The sequence below is a fragment of the Terrabacter sp. Root85 genome, from assembly GCF_001429185.1.
GTDB lineage: Bacteria > Actinomycetota > Actinomycetes > Actinomycetales > Dermatophilaceae > Terrabacter.
Genome location: NZ_LMIW01000001.1, coordinates 1,203,395 through 1,223,449, shown reverse-complemented (window position 1 = coordinate 1,223,449; position 20,055 = coordinate 1,203,395). Strand labels below are relative to the sequence as shown.

Sequence of the window (20,055 nt, the reverse complement as noted above, 5' to 3'; positions counted from 1 at the left end):
CGCCGGTCGCGCCGGTCGCGCCGGTCGCGCCGGTCGCGCCGGTCGGGCCGGTCGGGCCGGTCGCGCGCTCAGCGCGGCAGCTGCTCGAACCGGGCGTCGACGAGCGCTCCGTCGCGCACGTCCAGCCACGCGAAGGTCCCGGCCGGCTGATGCCGACGGTCGGTCGGGGACCCGGGGTTGAGGATGCGGACCCCGTCGCCGGTCTCGTCGAGCGGGATGTGCGAGTGCCCGAAGACGACGAGGTCGGCCGTCGGGAAGCGTCGGCGCATCCGGGCGGTGCGCCCCTGGCGCTGCCCGCTGTCGTGGATCATCCCGACGCGGAGCCCGTCCAGCTCGACCTCCAGCGTCTCGGGGGCACCCCAGTCGGCGACCTCCGGGACGTCGTTGTTGCCCATGACGACGTGCACCGGCGCGAACGACGCCAACAGGTCGAGGACGTCGGGGGTGCAGACGTCGCCGGCGTGCAGGATGGCGTCGGCCGACCCGAGGTGCGGGAGCAGCGCCGGCGGGCAGGCCTTCCAGTGGCGTGGCGCGTGCGTGTCGCTGACGACGAGGACCCTCACGACCGCACGCGCTCGAGCACCTCGAGGACCGTGGCCTCGACGAGCTGCACCTTGTAGCCCGTCTCGGGGAGCGGGCTCGCGCCCTCGGTGGCCAGGTGCGCAGCCTCGGCGAGAACGTCGTCGTCGAGTGTCGAGCCGGTCAGCAGCTCCTCGACGGCGCTGAGCCGCAAGGGAACCGGCGCCACGCCACCGATCGCGACACCGCACGACGTGACCGTGCCGGCGTCGTCGCGCACGACGCGGACCACCGCCTCGACGAGCGGCCACTCGGCCTCGAACCGGCTGATCGACCGGAAGTAGGCGGCCCGCTCGCCCGGAGCGGGAGGTGGCAGCGTGACGCGGGTCAGCACCTCGTCGTCGGCGAGCAGGTGGTCACGGCTGGGATCGGACCCGTCGCCGAGCACGTCGCCCACCCCGAGACCGTCACGCTGCGTCGTGTCGACGGTGGCGGCATACGTCAGCAGGGCCATCGCGAGGGACGACGGGTGCGGGTGGACGCATGGGGCGGTGTCGAAGGCGACGCCGTAGAGGTGGCGCCCGTCGCGCGCGGGGCAGCCGACGCCGCCCGACTTGAAGCACGACGTGTGCGGGTGCCGGAAGTACCAGCAGCGCGTGCGCTGGAGCAGGTTGCCACCGATGGTCGCGGCCGCACGCACCTGGGGCGTGGCCAGGCCCGCCGCCGTCAGCGCGAGCGCCGGGTAGTCGGCAGCGAGGTCGCGGGCCACGGTGGCCACCGTGACGCCGGCGCCGAGGCGCGTGCCGCCGTCGGTGCGCTCGACCGCGGCGAAGCCGGGGACCCCCGTCAGGTCGAGGACGTGCGGCGTGGCGCCCGTCGTGCGCAGCCGCTCCTGCAGGTCGGTGCCGCCGGCGCGGTAGACGAGATCGCCGGTGTCGTCGGGCCGCTCGTCGTATGCCGTGAGGATCGTGAGGCTCATCGCGTGACCTCCGTGCGGAGTCCCTCGAGCAGTCGGTCGGGCCGCACCGGGAGCGTCAGCGGTCGCCAGCCCGTCGCGTTGAAGATCGCGTTCCCGACGGAGGCCGCAGGGCTGACGGTGGCGACCTCGCCGAGGCCGACCCCACCGCCGGGCACGCGGTCCCAGCCCTCCTCGTGGAAGTGGATGTCGATCTCCGGGGTGTCGCCGAGCTGGGGGATGCGGTAGTCCTCGAGGTTGGCGGTCAGGGTGAGGCCGGTGTGCGGGTCGAGGACCTGGTTCTCGTAGAGCGCGAGCCCGATGCCCTGGATGATCGATCCCTCGCACTGGCTCCGGGCCAGGACGGGTGCGTGGATGCGGCCGACGGCGATGCCGCCGTGCACGCGGAGCACGCGGGTCTTCCCGGTGCGGGTGTCGACCTCGACCTCGGTGACGTGCAGGGCCGCTGAGAAGCCGCGGCCGATCTGGATGCCGTTCATCGTCATCGGGACGGCTCGGAGACCGCGGTCGCCCCCGCGCTTCGCCGTCGCCGACGCGCCGTCGGGGGCACGGCCGAGGTCGGTGCCGACCCGGTCCCGGAGGCTGGTGGCCGCCTCGACGGCGGTCGACCACAGCGACACCGTCGTGCGGCTGCCCCCGGACGCCGGGCCGTGGGCCGTGCCGCCGTGGGAGCGGCCGAGCCGGACCTCGACGTGGGTCGGGTCGACGTCGAAGACATCGGCCACCGCCCGGGCGACGACCGTGCGGCTCCCGGTCCCCATGTCCTGCGCCGCCGTCGACGCGACCAGGTGTCCGGCCTGGACCGACACGACGACCTCGCAGTCGGGGTCGACGAGGTAGATCCAGTTGCCGGCAGCCACGCCGACGCCGCGCCGGAAACGCCCGGACTGGCTGCCCGTGGCGGGTCGCCGCTCCCACGTCGGGAGCGCACTGGCCCAGCGGTAGAGCGCCTGACGCTTCTGGTTGCCGTCCCACTGGGCGCGCAGCCCGATCGGGTCGCGGCCGAAACGGTGCGCGACCTCGTCGACGGTCTGCTCGAGCGACCAGGCGCTCGTGGGGCCGCCGGGCCCTCGGAAGGGCGCTCCGGGAGGCGCGTTCGTCACGACGTCGACGTCGCGGGCCAGGCGCGGGGTGCGCTCGTAGAGAAGCATCGAGAGGGCGGCCACGCTGTTGCCGATCGCGACCCCCGCGTGGCTGTCGGTGTCGACGACGAGCGCCTTGACGGCCTGCGTGTCGTCGTCGACGAGCATCGAGACGCGCGACCGGCTCCCCGGTCGGTTGCCGGTGCCGGTCAGCTCCTCGTGCCGGTCGAACACGAGCCGTACCGGTCGACGCGCGAGGCGGCTCAGGGCGATCGCGCTCGTGGCCTCCGTCGTGAGCGAGAGCTTGGCCCCGAACCCACCGCCGACGTGCTCGGCGACGACCTCCACCTGCGCGGGGTCGAGGTCGAAGCGGTCGGCGATGGCGTGCCGCATGAGGTCGACGCCCTGGGTGCTGAGCCAGACCCGCAGATGCTGTGGGTCGGTCCAGTCGGCGACGCAGGCGTGCGGCTCGAACGCCGTGTGCAGCTGGGCGGCGGTGTGGAACTCCAGCTCGACGAGGCCGCGTCTCCCGGCGGCGCGCGCGGCGCCGACGCGGCGTTTGGCGAGGGTGCCGAGGAAGGGGCTGCGCGAGGGTCCGTGGCGGTTGCCGTCCCAGGGTGCCGGCATCGACTCGCCCTCACCGGCGGACGGCGCGGCCTTCCGCTCGCCCCGGGTCGGGTAGACGAGCGGGGCACCCGGGCGCACGGCCACCTCGGGGTCGAGCACGAAGTCGTGGGCCGTCACGGGCACGACGAGCTCGCGCGCGAACCGGCGCGCCTCGGCGAGGGTCTCCGCCGCGACGACGGCGATCGGCTGCCCGGCCCAGCGCACGCGTCGGTCGTCGCCGAGGACGTCGAGGCCGACGACGCCGTCGGGGAAGCGGATCGGGCCGACGGTCCCGGCTGCCACGTCGGAGCGCCGGATCGCGGCGTGCAGCATGCCGGGCAGGACGACGTCGGTTGTGTAGACCGCCGCGCCGGTGACCTTGGCCGGGGCGTCGACGCGCTCCACGTCACCGACCCCGCCGTCGTGTTCGCCGCGGCACGCGGCCGCGACGGCGCGGTAGATGCCCTCGTAGGAGCCGCACCGGCACAGGTGTCCGGCGAGCGCCTCGGCGATGACCACGCGGCTCGGGCCGTCCGGCTCGTCGGCACCGTGCTCGGCCCGCCACCGGTCGTGGAAGGCGACGGCGTCGACGACGAACCCCGGTGTGCAGTAGCCGCACTGGAGCCCGTCGTGGTGGGCGAAGGCGCGTTGCACGGGGTGGAGGTCGTCGCCGTCGGCGAGGCCCTCGACGGTCGTGACGCTCGCGTCGCGCAGCCGGGTGGCAGGGGTGAGGCAGCCGAGCACCGGTTCGCCGTCGACGAGCATCGTGCACGCACCGCACACCCCGCTCCCGCAGACGAGCTTGGTGCCGGTCAGCCCGAGGCCGTCGCGCACGACGTCCACGGCCGACTCCGTGCCGTCGACGTCGAGCACCCGCGCCTCGTCGTTGACCGTGGTGGTGAGCTCCATGAGGGCCTCCTGCGGCTGCGTCTCGACGAGACGGTGCGCCACGACGCTACCTCCGGGACCGGCCCGGGCGCGATGATGGTGTCGAGGGCTCGTGCTCGGGGCCGATGCACGGCCCGACGAGCCGATCCGGGCGACGAGGAGGGGGCGGTCATGCGCATCGCGGTGCTGGGCACGGGCGGGATCGGCGGCTACTTCGGCGGGCGCCTCGCGGCGTCCGGGCACGACGTCACGTTCGTCGCGCGCGGTGCCCATCTCGAGGCCATCCGCGACCACGGCCTCGTCGTGACGAGCGTCGCCGGCGACGTCACCGTCGAGCCGGCACAGGTCACCGACGACGTGGCCTCGATCGGGGTGGTCGACGTGGTCCTGCTCGCCGTCAAGACGTGGCAGCTCCCACCGGTCCTCGCGTCGCTGCCCTCCCTCGTGGGCCCCGACACCGCCGTCGTCACGACCCAGAACGGCGTCGAGGCGCCCGACCAGGTCGCCGGCGTCGTCGGACGCGCCGCCGTGCTGCCCGGCATCGCCAAGATCTTCGCGTTCATCGACGGCCCCGGCCGCATCACGCACGCCGGCGGTCCGGCCTCGCTGGCCTTCGACGAGTGGTCGGCCGCTCCCGGCGCCGCCTCCGACCGCGTCACGCGGCTGCGCGAGGCCATCACGGGGTCCGGCGCCGTCTCGCCGGTGCCCGACGACATCTGGGCCGAGCTGTGGTCGAAGATGCTCTTCGTCGTGCCCTTCGGTGGGCTCGGTGCCGCCCTCGACGCGACCATCGGCGAGCTCCGCTCGCAGCCGCCCCGTCGCGCGCTCCTGCAGGACGCGATGCGGGAGGTGGAGACGCTGGCCCGGGCCCGCGGCATACGCCTGCCCGAGCGCGTCGTCGCGGGCACGATGGCGTTCGTCGACGACCAGCCGGCCGACGCGACGACCTCGCTCCAGCGCGACCTGCTCGAGGGCCGGCCGTCGGAGCTCGACGCATGGACGGGCGCCGTCGTGCGCCTCGCCGGCGAGTCGGGTGTCGACGTCCCGCTGCACCGGCTGCTCCTCGAGGTGCTCACGTCACGCCACCCGGGAGCGCTGCTCGGCTGACCCCGGGACCCCGCCCCTGGCGTACGCCCTCGGCGGGCGCGGCGCGGTCGTGACGGTCAGAGGTCGGGGCGGCACACCCCGCGGCCGAGGATCGCCAGCCCGCGCCGGTCCCCGTCGGCCGGTCCGGCACCGGCGCCGCCCGTCAGCGACATCAGCTGCGACCCGTCGGAGACGTGGTTGAGCCCGAGGACGTGACCGATCTCGTGCTCGACGACGGCCCGCGCGGAGTCCCGGCGACCCGCCGCGAGCAGGTCGTCCATGGCCTTGGCATCGAGCCAGACGGAGCCGGTGACGTAGACGAGGGCCCCGTCCCCGGCCGCGCGCGGCGTGCTCCCGCCGAGCCCGACGGTGCCGCCCGCGAGCCGCGGGATCTGGTCGGGCGTCGCGAACGCGATGTAGACGGGCGCCCAGCGGTCGCCGTAGCGGTCCGGCTGGTACGGGTCGCGCTCGGGCGCCGGCGCCTCGTCGGTCAGGCCGTCGTCGACGAAGCGCAGCCCGCTCGCCTCCGACATCGTCGCCACGGCCTCGCGCACGAGGGCGTCGCCGCTCGGCGGCAGGCCGACGGTGCTCGTCGTGAAGTGGATCGGCCGGCAGGGGTCGTAGGCCACCGGGTCCGTGCCGTTCGCCTGCATCCGCATGAACGTGTAGCCGCCCGTGCCGCCGGGCATCGTCGGCGGGGCGCCGAGCGGGGCCTGGGCGGCGCCGATGCCCGCGGGCGGCGAGTCGACGCCGAAGCCGTGCCGCGAGTCGAACGGTCGGGCCTGCCACAGCCAGAGCGGGACCACGACGGCCAGGACGGTGAGGACCACGGCGCCGAGCCACGCGGGCCGACGGCCGCGGGACGCGCTCGCGCCGGTGGCTCGGTGCCGACCGGGTGCGCGGACGAGGGACCCCTGACGCATGTCTTGCATGGTGCCGTGAACCGTCCGTCCTGTCGCCCCGAGAGCGTTCGCTAGCCGGCGCCTCACGCGCGACTCCTCATCCCGTACCCAACGGGACGCTGCCTCGGGCGCCCACATGGGCGTCGGCTAGGTTCTGCGTCCGTGGAGTGGTTCGAGGCAGTGCGCGAGCGGGTCGTCCCGGCGACGGGCGACGTCGCCCTGGCGGCGCCTCGCCTGCTCGTCGTCCTCGGCGTCGCGCTCGTGCTCGTCGCCGTCGAGCCCCTCTGGCGGGTCGTCCGGCTCGCCGTCACCCTCGTGCACGAGCTCGGTCACGCCGTCGTCGGGGTGCTCGTCGGCCGCCAGTTCACCGGCTTCGTCCTCCGGGGCGACATGTCCGGCCACGCCGTGACCCGGGGCCCCGTGCGCGGCGCCGGTCGCGTCGCGTCGACGTGGGCCGGCTACCCGATGCCGGCGCTGCTCGGCGCCGCGATGGTGTGGGCGGCCGAGCGCGGCTGGGCGGCCCCGGTCGTCACGGCCGGCTTGGCCGTCCTGCTCTTCGCCCTCGTCCGGGTCCGCTCGGCGCTCACCGTCGTCGTCATGGCCGTCGCCATCGCCGGCTCGGCGGCGCTGTGGTGGTGGCGCGACGACGCGCTCCAGACCCAGGTCCTCGTCGGACTCGGCGTCGTCCTCGTCATCGGCGCGTGGCGCCACCTCGTGGCCGTGCTCCAGGACCGGAGCAGCGGCAGCGACCCCGGGGTCCTCGCCTCACTGACCCACCTGCCCCGTTCCGTCTGGAACGTCTCGTTCGTCGTCATGTGCGCTCTCGCGACGTGGGTCGTCACCGCCGAGGTCGTCGCCACCCTGCGCTGAGCGGTGGACGGCGGCACCGACGATCGACGCACCGAGAAATGGGTAAGCGGTGCTCGGGTGGGGCCAGGGGGAGCCACCCGAACCACCTCGGGGGCACGCCGCATCCGGTGCATGGATGACCGCGGCAGCGGCCCGGCGGCATATACAGGGGGACCCAGGTATGCCGTCGGGCTGGGCCGCCCTCGAACGCGTCGTCGCGCTGCGGCGCGTCGCGTCGGTTCGCGTCGCGTCGGTTCGCGTCGCGTCGGTTCGCGTCAGTTCAGGCTGAAGGGCGGGATCGGCGCCCGGCCCACCGCGCCCAGCGCGGATGCGAACTCCCGCTCGCGCCGGACGAGCCGGATGCCGAGGCGCAGGCGGGACTCCGTGTCGCTGCTCGCGAGGAGGCGCTGGCGGTCGGCCACGTCGAGGCTCACGGTGTCCGGCACGGCATACGCCAGGGACCGGTCCTCGGTGGGGAGCTCCGGCTCGGCTCCGGTGGCCGCAGCGAAGGCGGTGAGCTCGGCGCGCAGCCGCGCCGCGAGGACGGTGATGGCCGGGACGTCACCGTCGGGCTCGGGCAGCCACGTGATGCGGGCCGTGGTGTACGGGGTGCCGGCGGACTCGTCGATCGCGTCGAGGCGGAAGCGGTCGGTGCCCTCCGAGACGGCGAGGAAGCGCTCGCCCTCCAGGGCTGCCGCTTGGACCAGCAGGGCACCGCAGCCGACGGGGTGCAGGGCGCGCACACCGTCGTCACCGACCTCGAAGCCCTCGCGGATCGCGATGACCCCGAAGACGGGCAGACGCTCGTCCTGGCCGTCGAGCAGGTCCTTGAGCAGCTGGACGTAGCGCGGTTCGAAGATCTGCAGCGGCATCCGCGCACCGGGCATGAGCACGGTGCCGAGTGGGAAGAGCGGCAGGGTCGCCATGGAAGCCAGACTAGGTCGGAACGGCGACCGTGGCAGGTGGGCTGTCGAGCCCTGGGTGCCCGGTGGGGCGCTCGGTCCCGACGCTCAGTCGCGGACTCCGGACGGCATGGCCTGGGTGGCGCCGAGCTGGTCGGCGGTCACGGCCGGGCCCGAGCCGGTGCGCTGTCCCGGGTCGCGGACCTCGCCGTGGAGCTCCTCCACCTCGTCGAGCATCTCGGCGGGCGAACCGTTGATGGCCGTCGCGAGACCCAGGGCCAGACCGCGCAGCTCTTGGTCGCCGAGGCCGAGGCGGACCGCCACGGCGGCGGCGTTGGCCGGACGCTTCTCGGGGTCCTTCTCGAGACACTCGGCGATGAGGTCGCGCAGGTCCTCGGGGACGTCGTCGGGCAGCGGCGGGGGCGGCTCGTTGACGTGGCTCAGGGCCGTGGCGATGGGGGTGCCGCGGTCGAAGGGGCGCTTGCCCACGAGCATCTCGTGGCCGACGACGCCGAGGGCGTAGAGGTCGCTCGCGCCCGTGGCCGCATGGCCGAGGGCCTGCTCGGGGCTGATGTAGTTGGGCGTGCCGAGCATCTCGCCGTGCTGGGTGTGCCCGGACGCGTCGAGGGCGCGCGCGATGCCGAAGTCGGTGAGCTTCACGAGGCCGTCCTCGCGGACCATGATGTTGGCCGGCTTGATGTCGCGGTGCACGACGCGGGCCTCGTGGGCGACGCCGAGCGCGAGCGCGGCCTGGCCCATGATCGAGCGGACCTCGGCTGGAGGCAGCGGGCCGCGCTGGTTGAGCACGGCCGAGAGCGGCTCACCGGAGACGAGCTCCATGACGAGAAAGGCGAGACCCTGGTCCTCGCCGTAGTCGAAGACCGTCGCGATGTTCGTGTGCAGCAGCGCCGCGGAGTGGACAGCCTCGTCGCGGAAGCGGAGCGCGAAGAGCCGCTCGTGGTCGGCGTCGGGACGCATGACCTTGACCGCGACCTCGCGCCGCAGCACCGAGTCGGTGCCGGCCCAGACGTCGGCCATGCCACCGGAGGCGATGCGGCTCACCAGGTGGTAGCGGTCGCCGAGCACGAACCCTTCCTGCAGGCGGTTCATGTCAGTGGCACCGGGGCCTTTCGGTCTGAAGGTGCACGTCAGTTGACATCTCAGGGGCCTTCGTCAGCGGTCATGGTACGGGACCCGGCGATGATTGAACATTCACGGGTTTGGTCTCTGCTGAACCGTGCCCCCGGGCACGGCTCCCGCCTACATACCCCTCGGGTCAGCGCCTCGAACACCCGTTTTGCGGGCGTACGCCCGGGGCCCGGCGACACACGATGGCGTATGCCGCCGGGCCGGGTCGGTCGTCGACGTGGCCTGGGTGGGTTCATGGGACGACGGGTCGAGCGAGGCGATCAGGCGGGGCGACCAGGCGGTGCCACGCGGGGTCACGCAGGGTCAGGCGGGACGGCGCCGGTTCGTCGAGGCGATGAGGAGGCCACCCGCGACGACGACCGCTGCGGCGACGCCGAGACCGACCACGGGCAGGTCGGACGGCTGGGGCGTGGGCAGGACGATCCGGCGCGACACGGGTGCGACGACGGCGGATGTGCCCTGCTCGGCGGAGTTCGCCGATCCCGCGCCGGAAGCGGAGGACGCAGAGGATGCAGACGACGCGTCGGTGCAGGACACGACGGACCCGCCACCGACGTAGCCGCAGCTCGTCGACACGGACGAGGGCTGCGAACCGGAGACCGGATCGGGTCGCTCGGAGGCGAGGACCGGCCCGGCGACGGCCAGACAGACGAGAGCGGAGGTGCCGAGCGCAGCGGCTGAGCGACGACCGAGTCGAGTGCTGGTGGAGGACTGACTGGACATGTGGCGCTCCTTTCACGTGGAGAGTCGACCCCGCACGGCCGCGCCATGGACCGCGATCGCTCCTGGGGGCGCCGGGCCTTCGGGGATTCCGTCGGGCCGTGACCGGAGCTGATCGAGCCGGGTGACAGGCAGACGCTCGATATGGCGGTCAGATACCGAATTCGTCTGGTGTTGTGGCAGATCTCGGCGCGAGGGGGGAACCGTCGCCTCCGCTTCGCTCCGGCTCCTCCCAAATCCGCCTGTTCCATACGCGTGAAGACGAGGGCCCCAGACAGCACGAAGGGCCCCGACCACATAGGTCGGGGCCCTCGTCTTCACGCGTGCGCGAGGGGGGATTTGAACCCCCACGCCCTTTCGGACACTGGCACCTGAAGCCAGCGCGTCTGCCATTCCGCCACTCGCGCGTGACAAGCAGACAGTGTGCTGTATGAGGCCCGCTATCGCCAAACCGGGCCCACGCTCAGCCGGCCACCTGCTCCGCGAACGTCCCTTCCAGACCGTCGAGGACGGTCGTGCGACGGCCGATGGAAGGCGTGATGGTCCTGCGTCCGGTGGGGTGATCACGCCACCGGAGGCAGGACCATCACGCACACCAAAGCGCGCGTGCTGCTCAGGAGCGGGACCGGGCGCCGCCGTGCGGCTCGCCCAGCCGGTAGTCGGGCGTGGCGAAACCACCTCCGAGCACCCCGGGCGGACGGCTCGGGTCGCGCTGCTCGACGCCCGCGGCATACGCCTCCGCGTCGTCCTGCGGGTCGAAGCCGATCGCGAGTCCGGGCGCCAGGTCGACCCGGCGCCGCGTGTTGCGCGAGACGCCCCACACGACGTGGTGACCACCGGCCGACGTCGTCAGCGTCGCGAGCACGAGCCGCGCCATGTCGTCGGGGGAAAGCCACGACTGGAGCGAGCGCGGGCCGCCCGGCGCGTCGTCGGAGGTCATGATCCGGGCGCTGACGACCGTCATCGCGAAGCGGCCGGCATACAACCCACCGAGCGCCTCGAGCGCCGCCTTGCTGACGCCGTAGTACGTGTCGGGCGCCGGGAGCGGCATGCCCTCGGCGGCACCCGGCGAGTCCACCGGCACGTAGCCGGCCGCGTGCACCGAGCTCGCGAGGAGCATCCTCGTCACCCCCGCCCGCTGCGCCGCCTCGCACACGGCGTGCGTGCCGTCGATGTTGACGGCGAGGATCTCGGCCCAGGACCGCTCGTCGGAGTGTGCGCCGAGGTGCACGACGAGGTCGGCGCCGGCGAACGCCGCCGCGTGGCCGTCGACGTCGCGCAGGTCGCACTCCACGGCTCGCTCGGTCGCGGTGTCGACGTCGCGGACGACGACCCCGAGGCCGTCGCAGAGGACGAGCCGGTGGCCGGCCGCGCGCAGTCGCGGGCGCAGCGCCGTCGCGATGCGCCCGGCGGCTCCGGTCAGCGCGATGAGGGCCACGTCAGCAGCCTCCCCGACCGGGCGACAAGCGTCAGAGGCCGTCGACGACGACGGCAGCCATCTCCATGCACGACTGGTGCGTCTTGGGGCTGATCTTCAGCGGGTCGAGGTGCAGGCCCGGTGCGAGCATCGGGTCGTAGGGGATGTCGACGACCGCGCGCACCCACTGCTCGAAGTGCTCGCGGGTGTGCACGCCGGCGCCGACGTCGTTGCCCTTGGCCGACGTGTGCGAGATGACGCAGACGGCGTTGCGCACGAGGTCGCCCCGGCCCATCGCGACGAGCGCGTCGAGGTTCTTGGCCGCGACGACCGACGTGTCGTCCTTGAGCGACGTCGCGAAGACGAGCATGTCGGCGCGGGCTGCGGCCGCGAGCCAGTTCGGCGACAGACGGTTGTTGCCGGTGTCGACGACGATCATCCGGTAGAAGCGCGAGAGCTGCGTGTGGAGGTTCTCGAACTCCGACTCACCGATGATGCGCATCGCCTCGTCGTCGTCGGCCGAGGCCAGCACGTCGAAGCTCAGGCCCCGCTGCTCGCGCACCCAGTGCTCGAGCTCGGACGTGCCGGCGTTGGGGTCGTTGGCGATCGTCGGCAGGGCACCGAGCAGGTCGACGACCGTGCGGTGGTGGCTCTGCGACGGTGCGCGCATGCCGAGGGTGCCCTCGGTCTCGTTGTTGTCCCACGCGAGCACCGAGCCCGAGCGGTAGCGGCCGAGGTAGCTCGCGAGCATCAGCGTGACGAGGGTCTTGCCGCCGCCGCCCTTGGTGTTGATGACCATGATCGTCTTGCGGCCGTTGAGCGGGCGGGCGATCCGGTCGATGCGGTCGCGCTCGAGCATCTCCTTGACGCTCGGGCCGAGGCCGAACGCCTTGCGCAGGCCGGAGTTGGCCTTGACCTTCTGGCGCTCACCCTTCGACCGGGCCGTGATGAGGTCCTCGGCGCTCGGGCGGTCGGAGTTGCCGGTGCGCGCCGCGGGGGTCAGGTCGTAGGACGGCTCCGCAGGGGACTCGACGTCGTGGCCGAGCTCGGCAGCCGCGGCGGCCACGTCGGGGTCGACGGCCGGCCGGGCGGCATACGCCTCCTGCGCCGCGGAGTGGTCGGTGGACGCCGCGGCCGAGGGACCGGGCACGGTGCCCGCCGCGTAGTCCGCGAGGCTCGCCCCCGCCGGGGTCCACCCGGTGTACGTCTCCTCGGGCTCGTCGCTGCTCGCGGCCGGCCACTCGGCGGTACCGGGGTCGGAGGGGTGCCAGTCGGTCCACGAGTTCGTCGCGCCGGAGGCGCCGGACGTGTCCGAGGCGCTCTGGGTCGAGCCGTTCTGGGCGTGGCCGTTCAGCTCGTGGGCGTCGCCGGCGGCGCTCTCGCCGCCGTACTCATAGGAGGCGGTCCAGTCGTCGGAGGCCGATGCTGCGTCGCCGGCGGCGACGGTCGGGATGGCACCGGTGTCGCCGGTCTGCCAGGAGGTGTCCTCCCACGTCGAGCTCCACGGGTCGGCCGGCGCCTCGTCGGGCTGGGCCGCGCCGGCGGTCGCCGTCGGGATGGGAAGGGCGAAACCACCCGGGATGGAGTTGTTCGCCGAGAAGCCGGGGATGCCCTGGCTCTCGGTGTTTCCGGTCTCGTCCTTGCTCATCGAGCGCTCCTTGCTGGCCTAACCACGTGCGGGAACCCGCCGCGGGACCCCGGGTGATCGTCCCATGCTTCCGTCGCACATCAAACCCGCCGACCGGGGCTCACGGGGGCGAAACGGACGTTTCGCGGCACCCCGCGCCGACTGTCGGTTGGAGGCTCGGGGTGCTGACCCGGTTACGATGAAGCGCCCGACAGGAGCGCTCACCAAGGAGGAGGAGACGGCGTGGGAATCATCAACCGTGTCGAGCACGGTCTCGCCAAGGCTGTCCACGGTGCCTTCGCCAAGGCGTTCAAGTCCGAGGTGCAGCCCGTCGAGATCGCCTCGGCGATCCGCCGCGCCATGGACGACCGGGCGGCGCTGCTCGGCCACGGCCGGGCCATGGTGCCCAACCTCTACACGATCGAGCTGAGCCAGACCGACTACGAGCGGCTCGGCGACTATGAGGACGACCTGTCCGACGACCTCGTCGCCGCGGCGCAGGAGCACGCCGACTCGCAGGGCTACCAGCCCGGCGGCCCCCTCGAGGTCGCGCTCGTCGAGGGCGAGGGGCTCGAGACCGGTGTCTTCCGCGTGCGCCCGGCCACCGCCAAGCAGGCCGGGCGCGAGTCCGCCGCCCGCGAGCCGGCCCCGGCCGCACCGCGGCCGCAGACCACCAACGGCACGGCCATCGACGAGGCCCCGGTCCACCGCCCGGCACCCCGCTCCAACCCGTCCGCCCGTCCGTGGCTCGACATCGGCGGCGACCGCTACCCCCTCCTCGGCAGCCTGACGACGCTCGGCCGCGACGAGACCGCCGACATCGTCATCGACGACCCCGGGGTGTCCCGCCGCCACAGCGAGATCCGCGTGACGACCGACGGCCCGCACCTCGTGACCTCGATCCGCGACCTCAACTCCACCAACGGCACCTTCGTCAACGGCGAGCGCGTCTCGAGCCAGCGGCTCCAGGACGGCGACCGCCTGACGATCGGCCGCACGTCCGCGACCTTCCGCGCCGGACGCCGGTGAGCGCGATGACCCCCTTGGACGGCCCTCCGCTGATGACATCTGGTGACGCATGAGTGAACTCACCCTGACCCTGCTGCGGCTGGGTCTGCTCGCGCTGCTGTGGATCTTCATCTTCAGCGTCGTCGGCGTGCTGCGCACCGACATCTACGGCACGGCGGTGAGCCGTCGCGGGCAGCGCAAGGCGCTCAAGCAGGCCGCGAAGCAGGACCGCAAGGCGGCCCCGAGACGTACGCCTTCCCCGGCGGCCGTCGGTGCCGGCGCGGCGGGTGCCGCCGCCGTCACCCCCGAGGCGCCCGCTCGCAAGGGTCGCCGCGGCAAGGGCAACCCGACGACGCTCGTCGTCACCGAGGGCCCCCTGACCGGGACGTCGCTGCCCCTGCGCAGCGGCGGCATCCTCATCGGGCGCAACCCCGAGTGCGCCCTCGTCCTCGACGACGACTACGCCTCGGGCCGCCACTGCCGCATCCATCCCGACCCGTCGGGCCGCGACGGCTGGGTCGTCGAGGACCTCGGCTCGACGAACGGCACCTTCATCGGACGTGACCGGCTGACCGGGGCGCGACCCGTCGAGATCGGCACCACCCTGCGGATCGGCAAGACCGTCCTCGAACTGCGAGGCTGACCGGATGGCCATCGCTCTGCGCTATGCCGCGCGCTCCGACCTCGGCCTGGGACCCAAGTCCCGCAACGAGGACTCGGGGTATGCCGGGCCCAACCTGCTCGTGCTCGCCGACGGCATGGGCGGCCACGCCGCAGGCGACGTCGCCAGCTCGATGATCGTCGGCGAGCTCGCCCCGCTCGACGAGGAGGACGTGACCGCCGACCAGGCGATCCCGCTCCTGGAGGAGGCCCTCCACGCGGCGAACGCCAAGCTCACCAAGGCGATGCGGGAGAACGCCGACCTCGCCGGCATGGGCAGCACGACCATCGTCATGCTGCGCACCGGCAACAAGCTCGCCATGGCGCACATCGGCGACTCGCGGGCGTTCATGCTCCGCGGCGACACGTTCTCGCAGATCACGAAGGACCACTCCTTCGTCCAGCAGCTCATCGACGAGGGCCGCATCTCCAAGGAGGACGCCGGCCACCACCCGCAGCGCTCGGTCGTGACCCGGGTCATGACCGGCCAGCCCGACGACGAGCCCGACACCTCGCTGCGCGAGGCCAAGATCGGCGACCGCTTCCTGCTCTGCTCCGACGGCCTGTCCGACTTCGTCGGCGCCGACGTCATCGAGGAGATCCTCCGTGAGGCGCGCACGCCCGACGAGGCCGCCGACCGGTGCATCGAGGTCGCCCTCAAGGCCAGCACCCGCGACAACGTCACGGTCATCGTCGCCGAGGTCGTCGACGCCGACGGTGACGACCTGCCCACCACCGTGCCCCAGGTCGTCGGCGCCGCCGGCAAGCGGATGCGGGGCCGCACCCGTGCGATCCCGACGAGCCCTGCCGAGAAGGCCGCCGCCCTGTCGCGCGAGGCCACGGGCCGCGCCGAGCCCGACGACGACTCGCTCGAGCTCGCCGAGGACCACACGCGCTCGCGCCGCTCCAAGATCGTGCTGCGCACCATCGGCGTCATCGTCGTCGCTGCGATCCTCGTCGGCGGCGGGTATGCCGCCTGGGCCTGGTCGCAGAAGCAGTACTACGTCGCGACCGACGGAGCGCACGTCGCGATCTTCCGCGGCGTCTCCCAGGACCTCGGACCGATCAGCCTCTCCCACGTCGAGTCGCCGTCCGACGTCCTTGTCTCCGACCTGCCGAGCGACGTCCAGGCCTCGGTCGGCAACACGATCCCCGCGCGCGACCTCGCCGACGCACTCGTCAAGGTCGCTGCGTTGCGCGGCGAGGCGGAGCGCTGCCAGCGCCTCGCCGCCACCGGCACGCCGTGCGGCACGTCGCCGACACCGACGCCGGTGCCCACGACACCCCCGACGACGCCGAGCCCGAGCACGACGCTGCCGATCCCGCGGCCGTCGACGTCGCGCCCGAACCCGTCGATCACGACGCCGCCGGCCGTGGCCGCGCCCGCCGTCCGCCTCGTGGCACCCCTGGGGAGCCTCGCGTGACGACGACCGTCGAGCCCCTCACCCCGCGGACGCGCCGCGGCGCCGAGCTGATGCTCCTGATCCTCGCGATCGGCATCGTGCTGCTCGCCTGGGTCACGACCGACCTCAACCGCAACGGCACGGTGCCGGCCAACATCATCCCGATCGCCGGCGGCTTCACCGCGCTCGTGCTTGCCGTCCACCTCGTGCTGCGCTGGAAGGCGGCCTACGCCGACCCGGTGCTCCTGCCGATCACGACGGTGCTCAACGGGCTCGGGCTCGTCATGATCCACCGCCTCGACCTCGCCCGCGGCAAGCTCGGCACCGACGGTGACGCCTATCGCCAGATCATCTGGACGACGCTCGCCGTGGCCCTCGCCGTGGCCGTCCTCTTCGTGCTGCGCGACCACCGCCTGCTCCGCCGCTACACCTACGTGACGATGGCCGTCGGCTTCGTGCTGCTCCTGCTGCCGCTCGTCCCCGGCATCGGCCGCACGATCAACGGCTCCCAGATCTGGATCTCGATCGGCCCGCTCAACTTCCAGCCGGGGGAGTTCGCCAAGATCGCCCTCGCGATCTTCTTCGCCGGCTACCTCGTGCAGACCCGTGACGTGCTCTCCCTCGCCGGCAAGAAGGTCCTCGGCTTCACCTTCCCGCGCGGGCGCGACCTCGGCCCGATCCTCGTCGCGTGGGTGCTCGCGCTGCTCGTCCTCGTCTTCCAGAAGGACCTCGGCTCGGCGCTGCTCTTCTTCGGTCTCTTCGTCGCGATGCTCTACGTCGCCACCGAGCGCGTCTCGTGGATCGCCATCGGCCTGCTGCTCTTCGCCGCGGCCGTCGCCTTCGCCCTGTCGGCCTTCACGCACTTCCAGAAGCGCGTCGACCTGTGGCTCGACCCCTTCTCGCCGGACAACCTCGAGCGGTCCAACCAGCTGGCCAACGGCCTGTGGGGCATGGCCTCCGGCGGTCTCACCGGCACCGGGCTCGGCGCGGGTCGGCCCTACCTGACGTCCTTCGCCGAGAGCGACTTCATCTTCCCGAGCCTCGGGGAGGAGCTCGGCCTCTTCGGGTCCGTCGCGATCATCGTGCTCTACCTCATCTTCTGCGAGCGCGGCATCCGCACCGCCCTCGGCGTGCGTGACGGCTTCGGCAAGCTGCTCGCCATCGGCCTGTCGTTCTCCGTCGCCTTCCAGCTCTTCATCGTCATCGGCGGCGTCACTCGGGTCATCCCGCTGACCGGCCTCACGACGCCCTTCATGTCGCTCGGTGGCTCGTCCCTGCTCGCGAACTGGGTGATCATGGCGCTGCTGCTGCGCATCTCCGACCAGGCCCGAAGGCCGATGCCCGAGATCCCCGTGGGTGTCGCCGCCGACGAGCCGGCCCCGGCCGAGGTGACCCAGGTGGTGAGGCTGACGTGAACACCCCCATCCGCCGCCTGTCCGTGGTCATCGCCGCGCTCTTCACCGCCCTCCTCGTCGCGGCGACGATGGTGCAGTTCACGCAGGCGAAGACGCTCAACGGGATGGCGTCCAACAAGCGCACCCTGCTCGACAGCTACTCCCGCGAGCGCGGGTCGATCATCGTCGGCGGCCAGGCCGTCGCGAAGTCGGTGCCCGTCCAGGACCAGTACCGCTTCCTGCGCACCTACCCCCAGGACGAGCTGTACGCCCAGATGACCGGCTTCTACTCGTATGCCGTAGGCGCCCCCTACGGTCTCGAGCACGCCTCCGACGACCTGCTCTCGGGCGATGCCGACACCCTCTTCGTGCGGCGCGTCACCGACCTCATCACGGGTCGCAAGACTTCCGGCGCCACGATCGAGCTGACGATCGACCCCAAGGCACAGGCGGCGGCCGACAAGGCCCTCGGCGACAACAAGGGCGCCGTCGTGGCCCTCGACCCGAAGACCGGGGCCATCCTCGCGATGGTGAGCCACCCGTCCTACGACCCCAACCCGCTCTCGAGCCACGACCTCACCAAGGCCTCCAAGGCCTGGCAGACGCTGTCCAACGACAAGGACAAGTCCTACCTCAACCGCACCATCAACGGCGTCTACCCGCCCGGGTCGACCTTCAAGGTCATCACGGCGGCCGCCGCACTCGAGAACGGCGTCGTCAGCGACGAGAACTCCTCCGTGCCCGGCCCGGCCGAGCTCGACCTGCCGCTGACGAGCACCAACCTGCCCAACGAGGACGGCCGCCCCTGCGGGCCGGGCGACAAGACGACGCTCATCCACGCGCTCGAGATCTCGTGCAACACGACGTTCGGCTCCCTCGGACTCGAGCTCGGTGGCGAGAAGATCCGCGCCCAAGCCGCGAAGTTCGGCTTCGGTGACGCCCTCCAGATCCCGATGCGCGTCTCGGTGAGCTCGGTCCCGGCCGACCTCAACGCCCCGCAGGCCGCCCAGGCCGCGATCGGGCAGTACGACGTGCGCACCACGCCGCTCCAGATGGCCATGGTCGCGGCCGGCATCGCCAACCAGGGCCGGGTCATGACGCCCTACCTCATCGACTCCGTGCGCAGCGCCAACCTCGACATCATCGAGTCGACGCCCGACCCGGTGGAGCTGTCGCAGGCGACGTCCGAGCAGACCGCCTCGACCCTGACCAAGATGATGGTCTCCGTCGTCGACCACGGCAGCGGCGCGCGGGCGCAGATCGACGGCGTCGAGGTCGCGGGCAAGACCGGCACCGCGCAGCACGACCCGGGCAAGCCCCCGCACGCGTGGTTCATCTCGTTCGCGCCGGCCACCGACGCCAAGATCGCCGTCGCCGTCGTCGTCGAGGACGGCGGCGTCACGGGCAGTGAGATCGGCGGTGGCCGCGTCGCCGCCCCGATCGCCCGCCAGGTCATGGAGGCGGTGCTGGGCCGATGACCCTCTCCACCGGCGCGACCCTCGGCGGTCGCTACACCCTCGGCACGGCCATCGCCTCGGGCGGCATGGGCACCGTCTGGGAGGCCATCGACGAGGTGCTCCGGCGTCCCGTCGCCGTCAAGGTCATGCGCCCGCAGGGCCCCGAGGACGACGCGTTCCTCGAGCGCTTCCGCGACGAGGCCCGGGGCAGCGCCTCGCTCCACCACCCCAACATCGCGTCCGTCTTCGACTACGGCGAGGAGGACGGCACGGCCTACCTCGTCATGGAGCTCGTGCCGGGACGCACGCTCGGCGAGATCATCCGCGAGAGAGACGGCGGCATGCCGGCCGAGGAGGTGCGCTCGCTGCTCGGCCAGGCCGCCCTGGCCCTGTCGGCGGCCCACGAGGCCGGCGTCGTGCACCGCGACGTCAAGCCCGCCAACATCATCGTCACGCCCGAGGGGCAGGCCAAGCTCACCGACTTCGGGATCGCCCGGGTCGGTGACGGGTCGGGGCACACCCTGACCGGCGAGGTGCTGGGCACTCCCGACTACATCAGCCCGGAGCAGGCCCTCGGCGAGCCGGCGACGGCCTCGAGCGACATCTACTCCCTCGGCGTCGTGGCGCACGAGATGATCACCGGCCGCAAGCCCTTCGACATGGGCACGCCCGTGGCGACCGCGATCGCGCAGGTCAACGACGCGCCGCCCGAGCTGCCCTCGACGGTGCCCCTGGACCTGCGGGAGGTCGTCGACGCGTGCCTCGCGAAGTCCGCCTCCGACCGCCCGGCCGACGCGCGCGCGGTGGCCGAGGCCGCCGGGGTGCCGCTCGGGTCCCTGCCCGGGGTCACGCCACCTCCTGCGGCGGTCGACTCCACGACGGTCATCCCCGCGGCCGACCCGACCCGCGCGCTGGCCGGGACACCGGCTGCAGGAGCCGGCCGCGCCGGTGGCGCTGCGGCCGGACTCGTCTCTGCCGCACGGGAGCTCGTCGGCGCCGAGCGTCGCGGTCGGTTCACGCGCCCCTCGGAGACCGCCACGGAGCCTTCGGCGGGACGTCGCTGGGCGTGGCTGGCCGTCCCGGCCGTCGCCCTCGTGGCGTGGGGCGCCTTCGCGCTCGGCAGCGTCATGAACGGCGCCGCCGCGAGCCCCGCCGCCCGCCCGACGCCCCCCGCGACCACCACTCCGTCCACGTCCGCGACCACGACTCCGACCGCGAGCGCCTCCCGGACGACGACGACGGCCGCGCCGACCAGCACGGCGACGAAGGCCACCGCCGCCACGAAGCAGACGAGCACCAAGCCGCAGCCCGCCCATGCCGGCAAGGGCAAGGGAAAGGGCAAGGGCAAGTGACATGACCGACCAGCCCGAGCAGCGCGATCCAGGCGCCCGACGAGTGGACCAGGATGAC

The 20,055-nt window shown here is 73.1% G+C and carries 17 protein-coding genes and 1 tRNA gene; 8 read left to right on the top strand and 10 right to left on the bottom strand.

The annotated features are described in order from the left end of the window. Positions 1 to 68: 68 nt before the first annotated feature. Genes ASE25_RS05705 through ASE25_RS05695 form a run of 3 tightly spaced genes read right to left on the bottom strand, consistent with a single transcriptional unit; the run spans position 69 to position 4,134 of the window. Positions 69 to 563 (bottom strand): metallophosphoesterase family protein, encoded by a 495-nt coding sequence (locus ASE25_RS05705; protein ID WP_056823472.1) that lies wholly within the window; start codon positions 561 to 563, stop codon positions 69 to 71. After that, positions 560 to 1,498 (bottom strand): xanthine dehydrogenase family protein subunit M, encoded by a 939-nt coding sequence (locus ASE25_RS05700; RefSeq protein WP_056823468.1) that lies wholly within the window; start codon positions 1,496 to 1,498, stop codon positions 560 to 562. The genes ASE25_RS05705 and ASE25_RS05700 overlap by 4 nt, the downstream gene beginning before the upstream one ends. Further along, positions 1,495 to 4,134, bottom strand: coding sequence for a molybdopterin-dependent oxidoreductase (locus ASE25_RS05695; protein ID WP_082622701.1), 2,640 nt, complete (start codon positions 4,132 to 4,134; stop codon positions 1,495 to 1,497). The genes ASE25_RS05700 and ASE25_RS05695 overlap by 4 nt, the downstream gene beginning before the upstream one ends. Before the next feature lie 108 nt (positions 4,135 to 4,242). Between ASE25_RS05695 and ASE25_RS05690 the strand changes: the two genes are divergently transcribed. Further along, a complete protein-coding gene (locus ASE25_RS05690; RefSeq protein ID WP_056823465.1) occupies positions 4,243 to 5,178 on the top strand; it encodes a 2-dehydropantoate 2-reductase in 936 nt (311 codons plus the stop codon). Between the two features lie 56 nt (positions 5,179 to 5,234). Here the strand turns inward: ASE25_RS05690 and ASE25_RS05685 are convergent, their stop codons facing one another. Beyond that, positions 5,235 to 6,080 carry a hypothetical protein gene (locus tag ASE25_RS05685; RefSeq protein WP_056823461.1) on the bottom strand — a complete coding sequence of 282 codons (846 nt, stop codon included), beginning with the start codon at positions 6,078 to 6,080 and terminating at the stop codon, positions 5,235 to 5,237. 141 nt (positions 6,081 to 6,221) lie between these two features. Here ASE25_RS05685 and ASE25_RS05680 point away from each other — a divergent pair, with 141 nt between their 5' ends. Continuing rightward, positions 6,222 to 6,929 carry a M50 family metallopeptidase gene (locus ASE25_RS05680; RefSeq protein ID WP_056780563.1) on the top strand — a complete coding sequence of 236 codons (708 nt, stop codon included), beginning with the start codon at positions 6,222 to 6,224 and terminating at the stop codon, positions 6,927 to 6,929. Between the two features lie 254 nt (positions 6,930 to 7,183). Here ASE25_RS05680 and ASE25_RS05675 read toward each other — a convergent pair whose 3' ends face one another. The 6 genes from ASE25_RS05675 to ASE25_RS05650 all read right to left on the bottom strand — a co-directional run bounded on the left by ASE25_RS05675 (position 7,184) and on the right by ASE25_RS05650 (position 12,744). After that, entirely contained in the window at positions 7,184 to 7,834 is a 651-nt protein-coding gene (locus ASE25_RS05675) for an LON peptidase substrate-binding domain-containing protein (protein WP_056823459.1), read from the bottom strand. An 84-nt stretch (positions 7,835 to 7,918) separates the two neighbouring features. Continuing rightward, complete coding sequence (locus tag ASE25_RS05670) at positions 7,919 to 8,920, bottom strand: serine/threonine-protein kinase (protein ID WP_082620043.1); 1,002 nt, start codon at positions 8,918 to 8,920, stop codon at positions 7,919 to 7,921. 342 nt (positions 8,921 to 9,262) lie between these two features. Continuing rightward, the gene (locus ASE25_RS05665) at positions 9,263 to 9,682 is read right to left on the bottom strand and encodes a hypothetical protein (protein ID WP_056823456.1); all 420 of its coding nucleotides are present in this window, start codon (positions 9,680 to 9,682) and stop codon (positions 9,263 to 9,265) included. Between the two features lie 321 nt (positions 9,683 to 10,003). Continuing rightward, positions 10,004 to 10,086 (bottom strand) — tRNA-Leu (locus ASE25_RS05660). A 206-nt stretch (positions 10,087 to 10,292) separates the two neighbouring features. Then, positions 10,293 to 11,117, bottom strand: coding sequence for an NAD(P)-dependent oxidoreductase (locus ASE25_RS05655; RefSeq protein ID WP_056823453.1), 825 nt, complete (start codon positions 11,115 to 11,117; stop codon positions 10,293 to 10,295). Positions 11,118 to 11,148: 31 nt separating this feature from the next. Continuing rightward, positions 11,149 to 12,744, bottom strand: a complete 1,596-nt coding sequence (locus tag ASE25_RS05650; RefSeq protein ID WP_056823450.1) for a hypothetical protein — start codon at positions 12,742 to 12,744, stop codon at positions 11,149 to 11,151. 222 nt (positions 12,745 to 12,966) lie between these two features. Here ASE25_RS05650 and ASE25_RS05645 point away from each other — a divergent pair, with 222 nt between their 5' ends. From ASE25_RS05645 to ASE25_RS05620, 6 genes are read left to right on the top strand one after another with little or no spacing between them, the layout of a single operon-like run. After that, a complete protein-coding gene (locus ASE25_RS05645) occupies positions 12,967 to 13,752 on the top strand; it encodes a DUF3662 and FHA domain-containing protein (RefSeq protein WP_056823447.1) in 786 nt (261 codons plus the stop codon). Between the two features lie 49 nt (positions 13,753 to 13,801). Further along, complete coding sequence (locus tag ASE25_RS05640) at positions 13,802 to 14,374, top strand: FHA domain-containing protein (protein WP_056780547.1); 573 nt, start codon at positions 13,802 to 13,804, stop codon at positions 14,372 to 14,374. A gap of 4 nt (positions 14,375 to 14,378) precedes the next feature. Next, on the top strand, positions 14,379 to 15,815 hold the full coding sequence (locus ASE25_RS05635) for a PP2C family serine/threonine-protein phosphatase (RefSeq protein WP_056780544.1): 1,437 nt from the start codon (positions 14,379 to 14,381) through the stop codon (positions 15,813 to 15,815). Between the two features lie 50 nt (positions 15,816 to 15,865). Then, positions 15,866 to 17,209: an FtsW/RodA/SpoVE family cell cycle protein gene (locus tag ASE25_RS05630; protein ID WP_056823957.1), complete on the top strand. Its 1,344-nt coding sequence runs from the start codon at positions 15,866 to 15,868 to the stop codon at positions 17,207 to 17,209. Further along, complete coding sequence (locus tag ASE25_RS05625) at positions 17,206 to 18,666, top strand: penicillin-binding protein 2 (RefSeq protein ID WP_056823443.1); 1,461 nt, start codon at positions 17,206 to 17,208, stop codon at positions 18,664 to 18,666. The genes ASE25_RS05630 and ASE25_RS05625 overlap by 4 nt, the downstream gene beginning before the upstream one ends. Next, the gene (locus ASE25_RS05620) at positions 18,663 to 19,997 is read left to right on the top strand and encodes a serine/threonine-protein kinase (RefSeq protein ID WP_056823441.1); all 1,335 of its coding nucleotides are present in this window, start codon (positions 18,663 to 18,665) and stop codon (positions 19,995 to 19,997) included. The genes ASE25_RS05625 and ASE25_RS05620 overlap by 4 nt, the downstream gene beginning before the upstream one ends. Positions 19,998 to 20,055 lie beyond the last annotated feature (58 nt).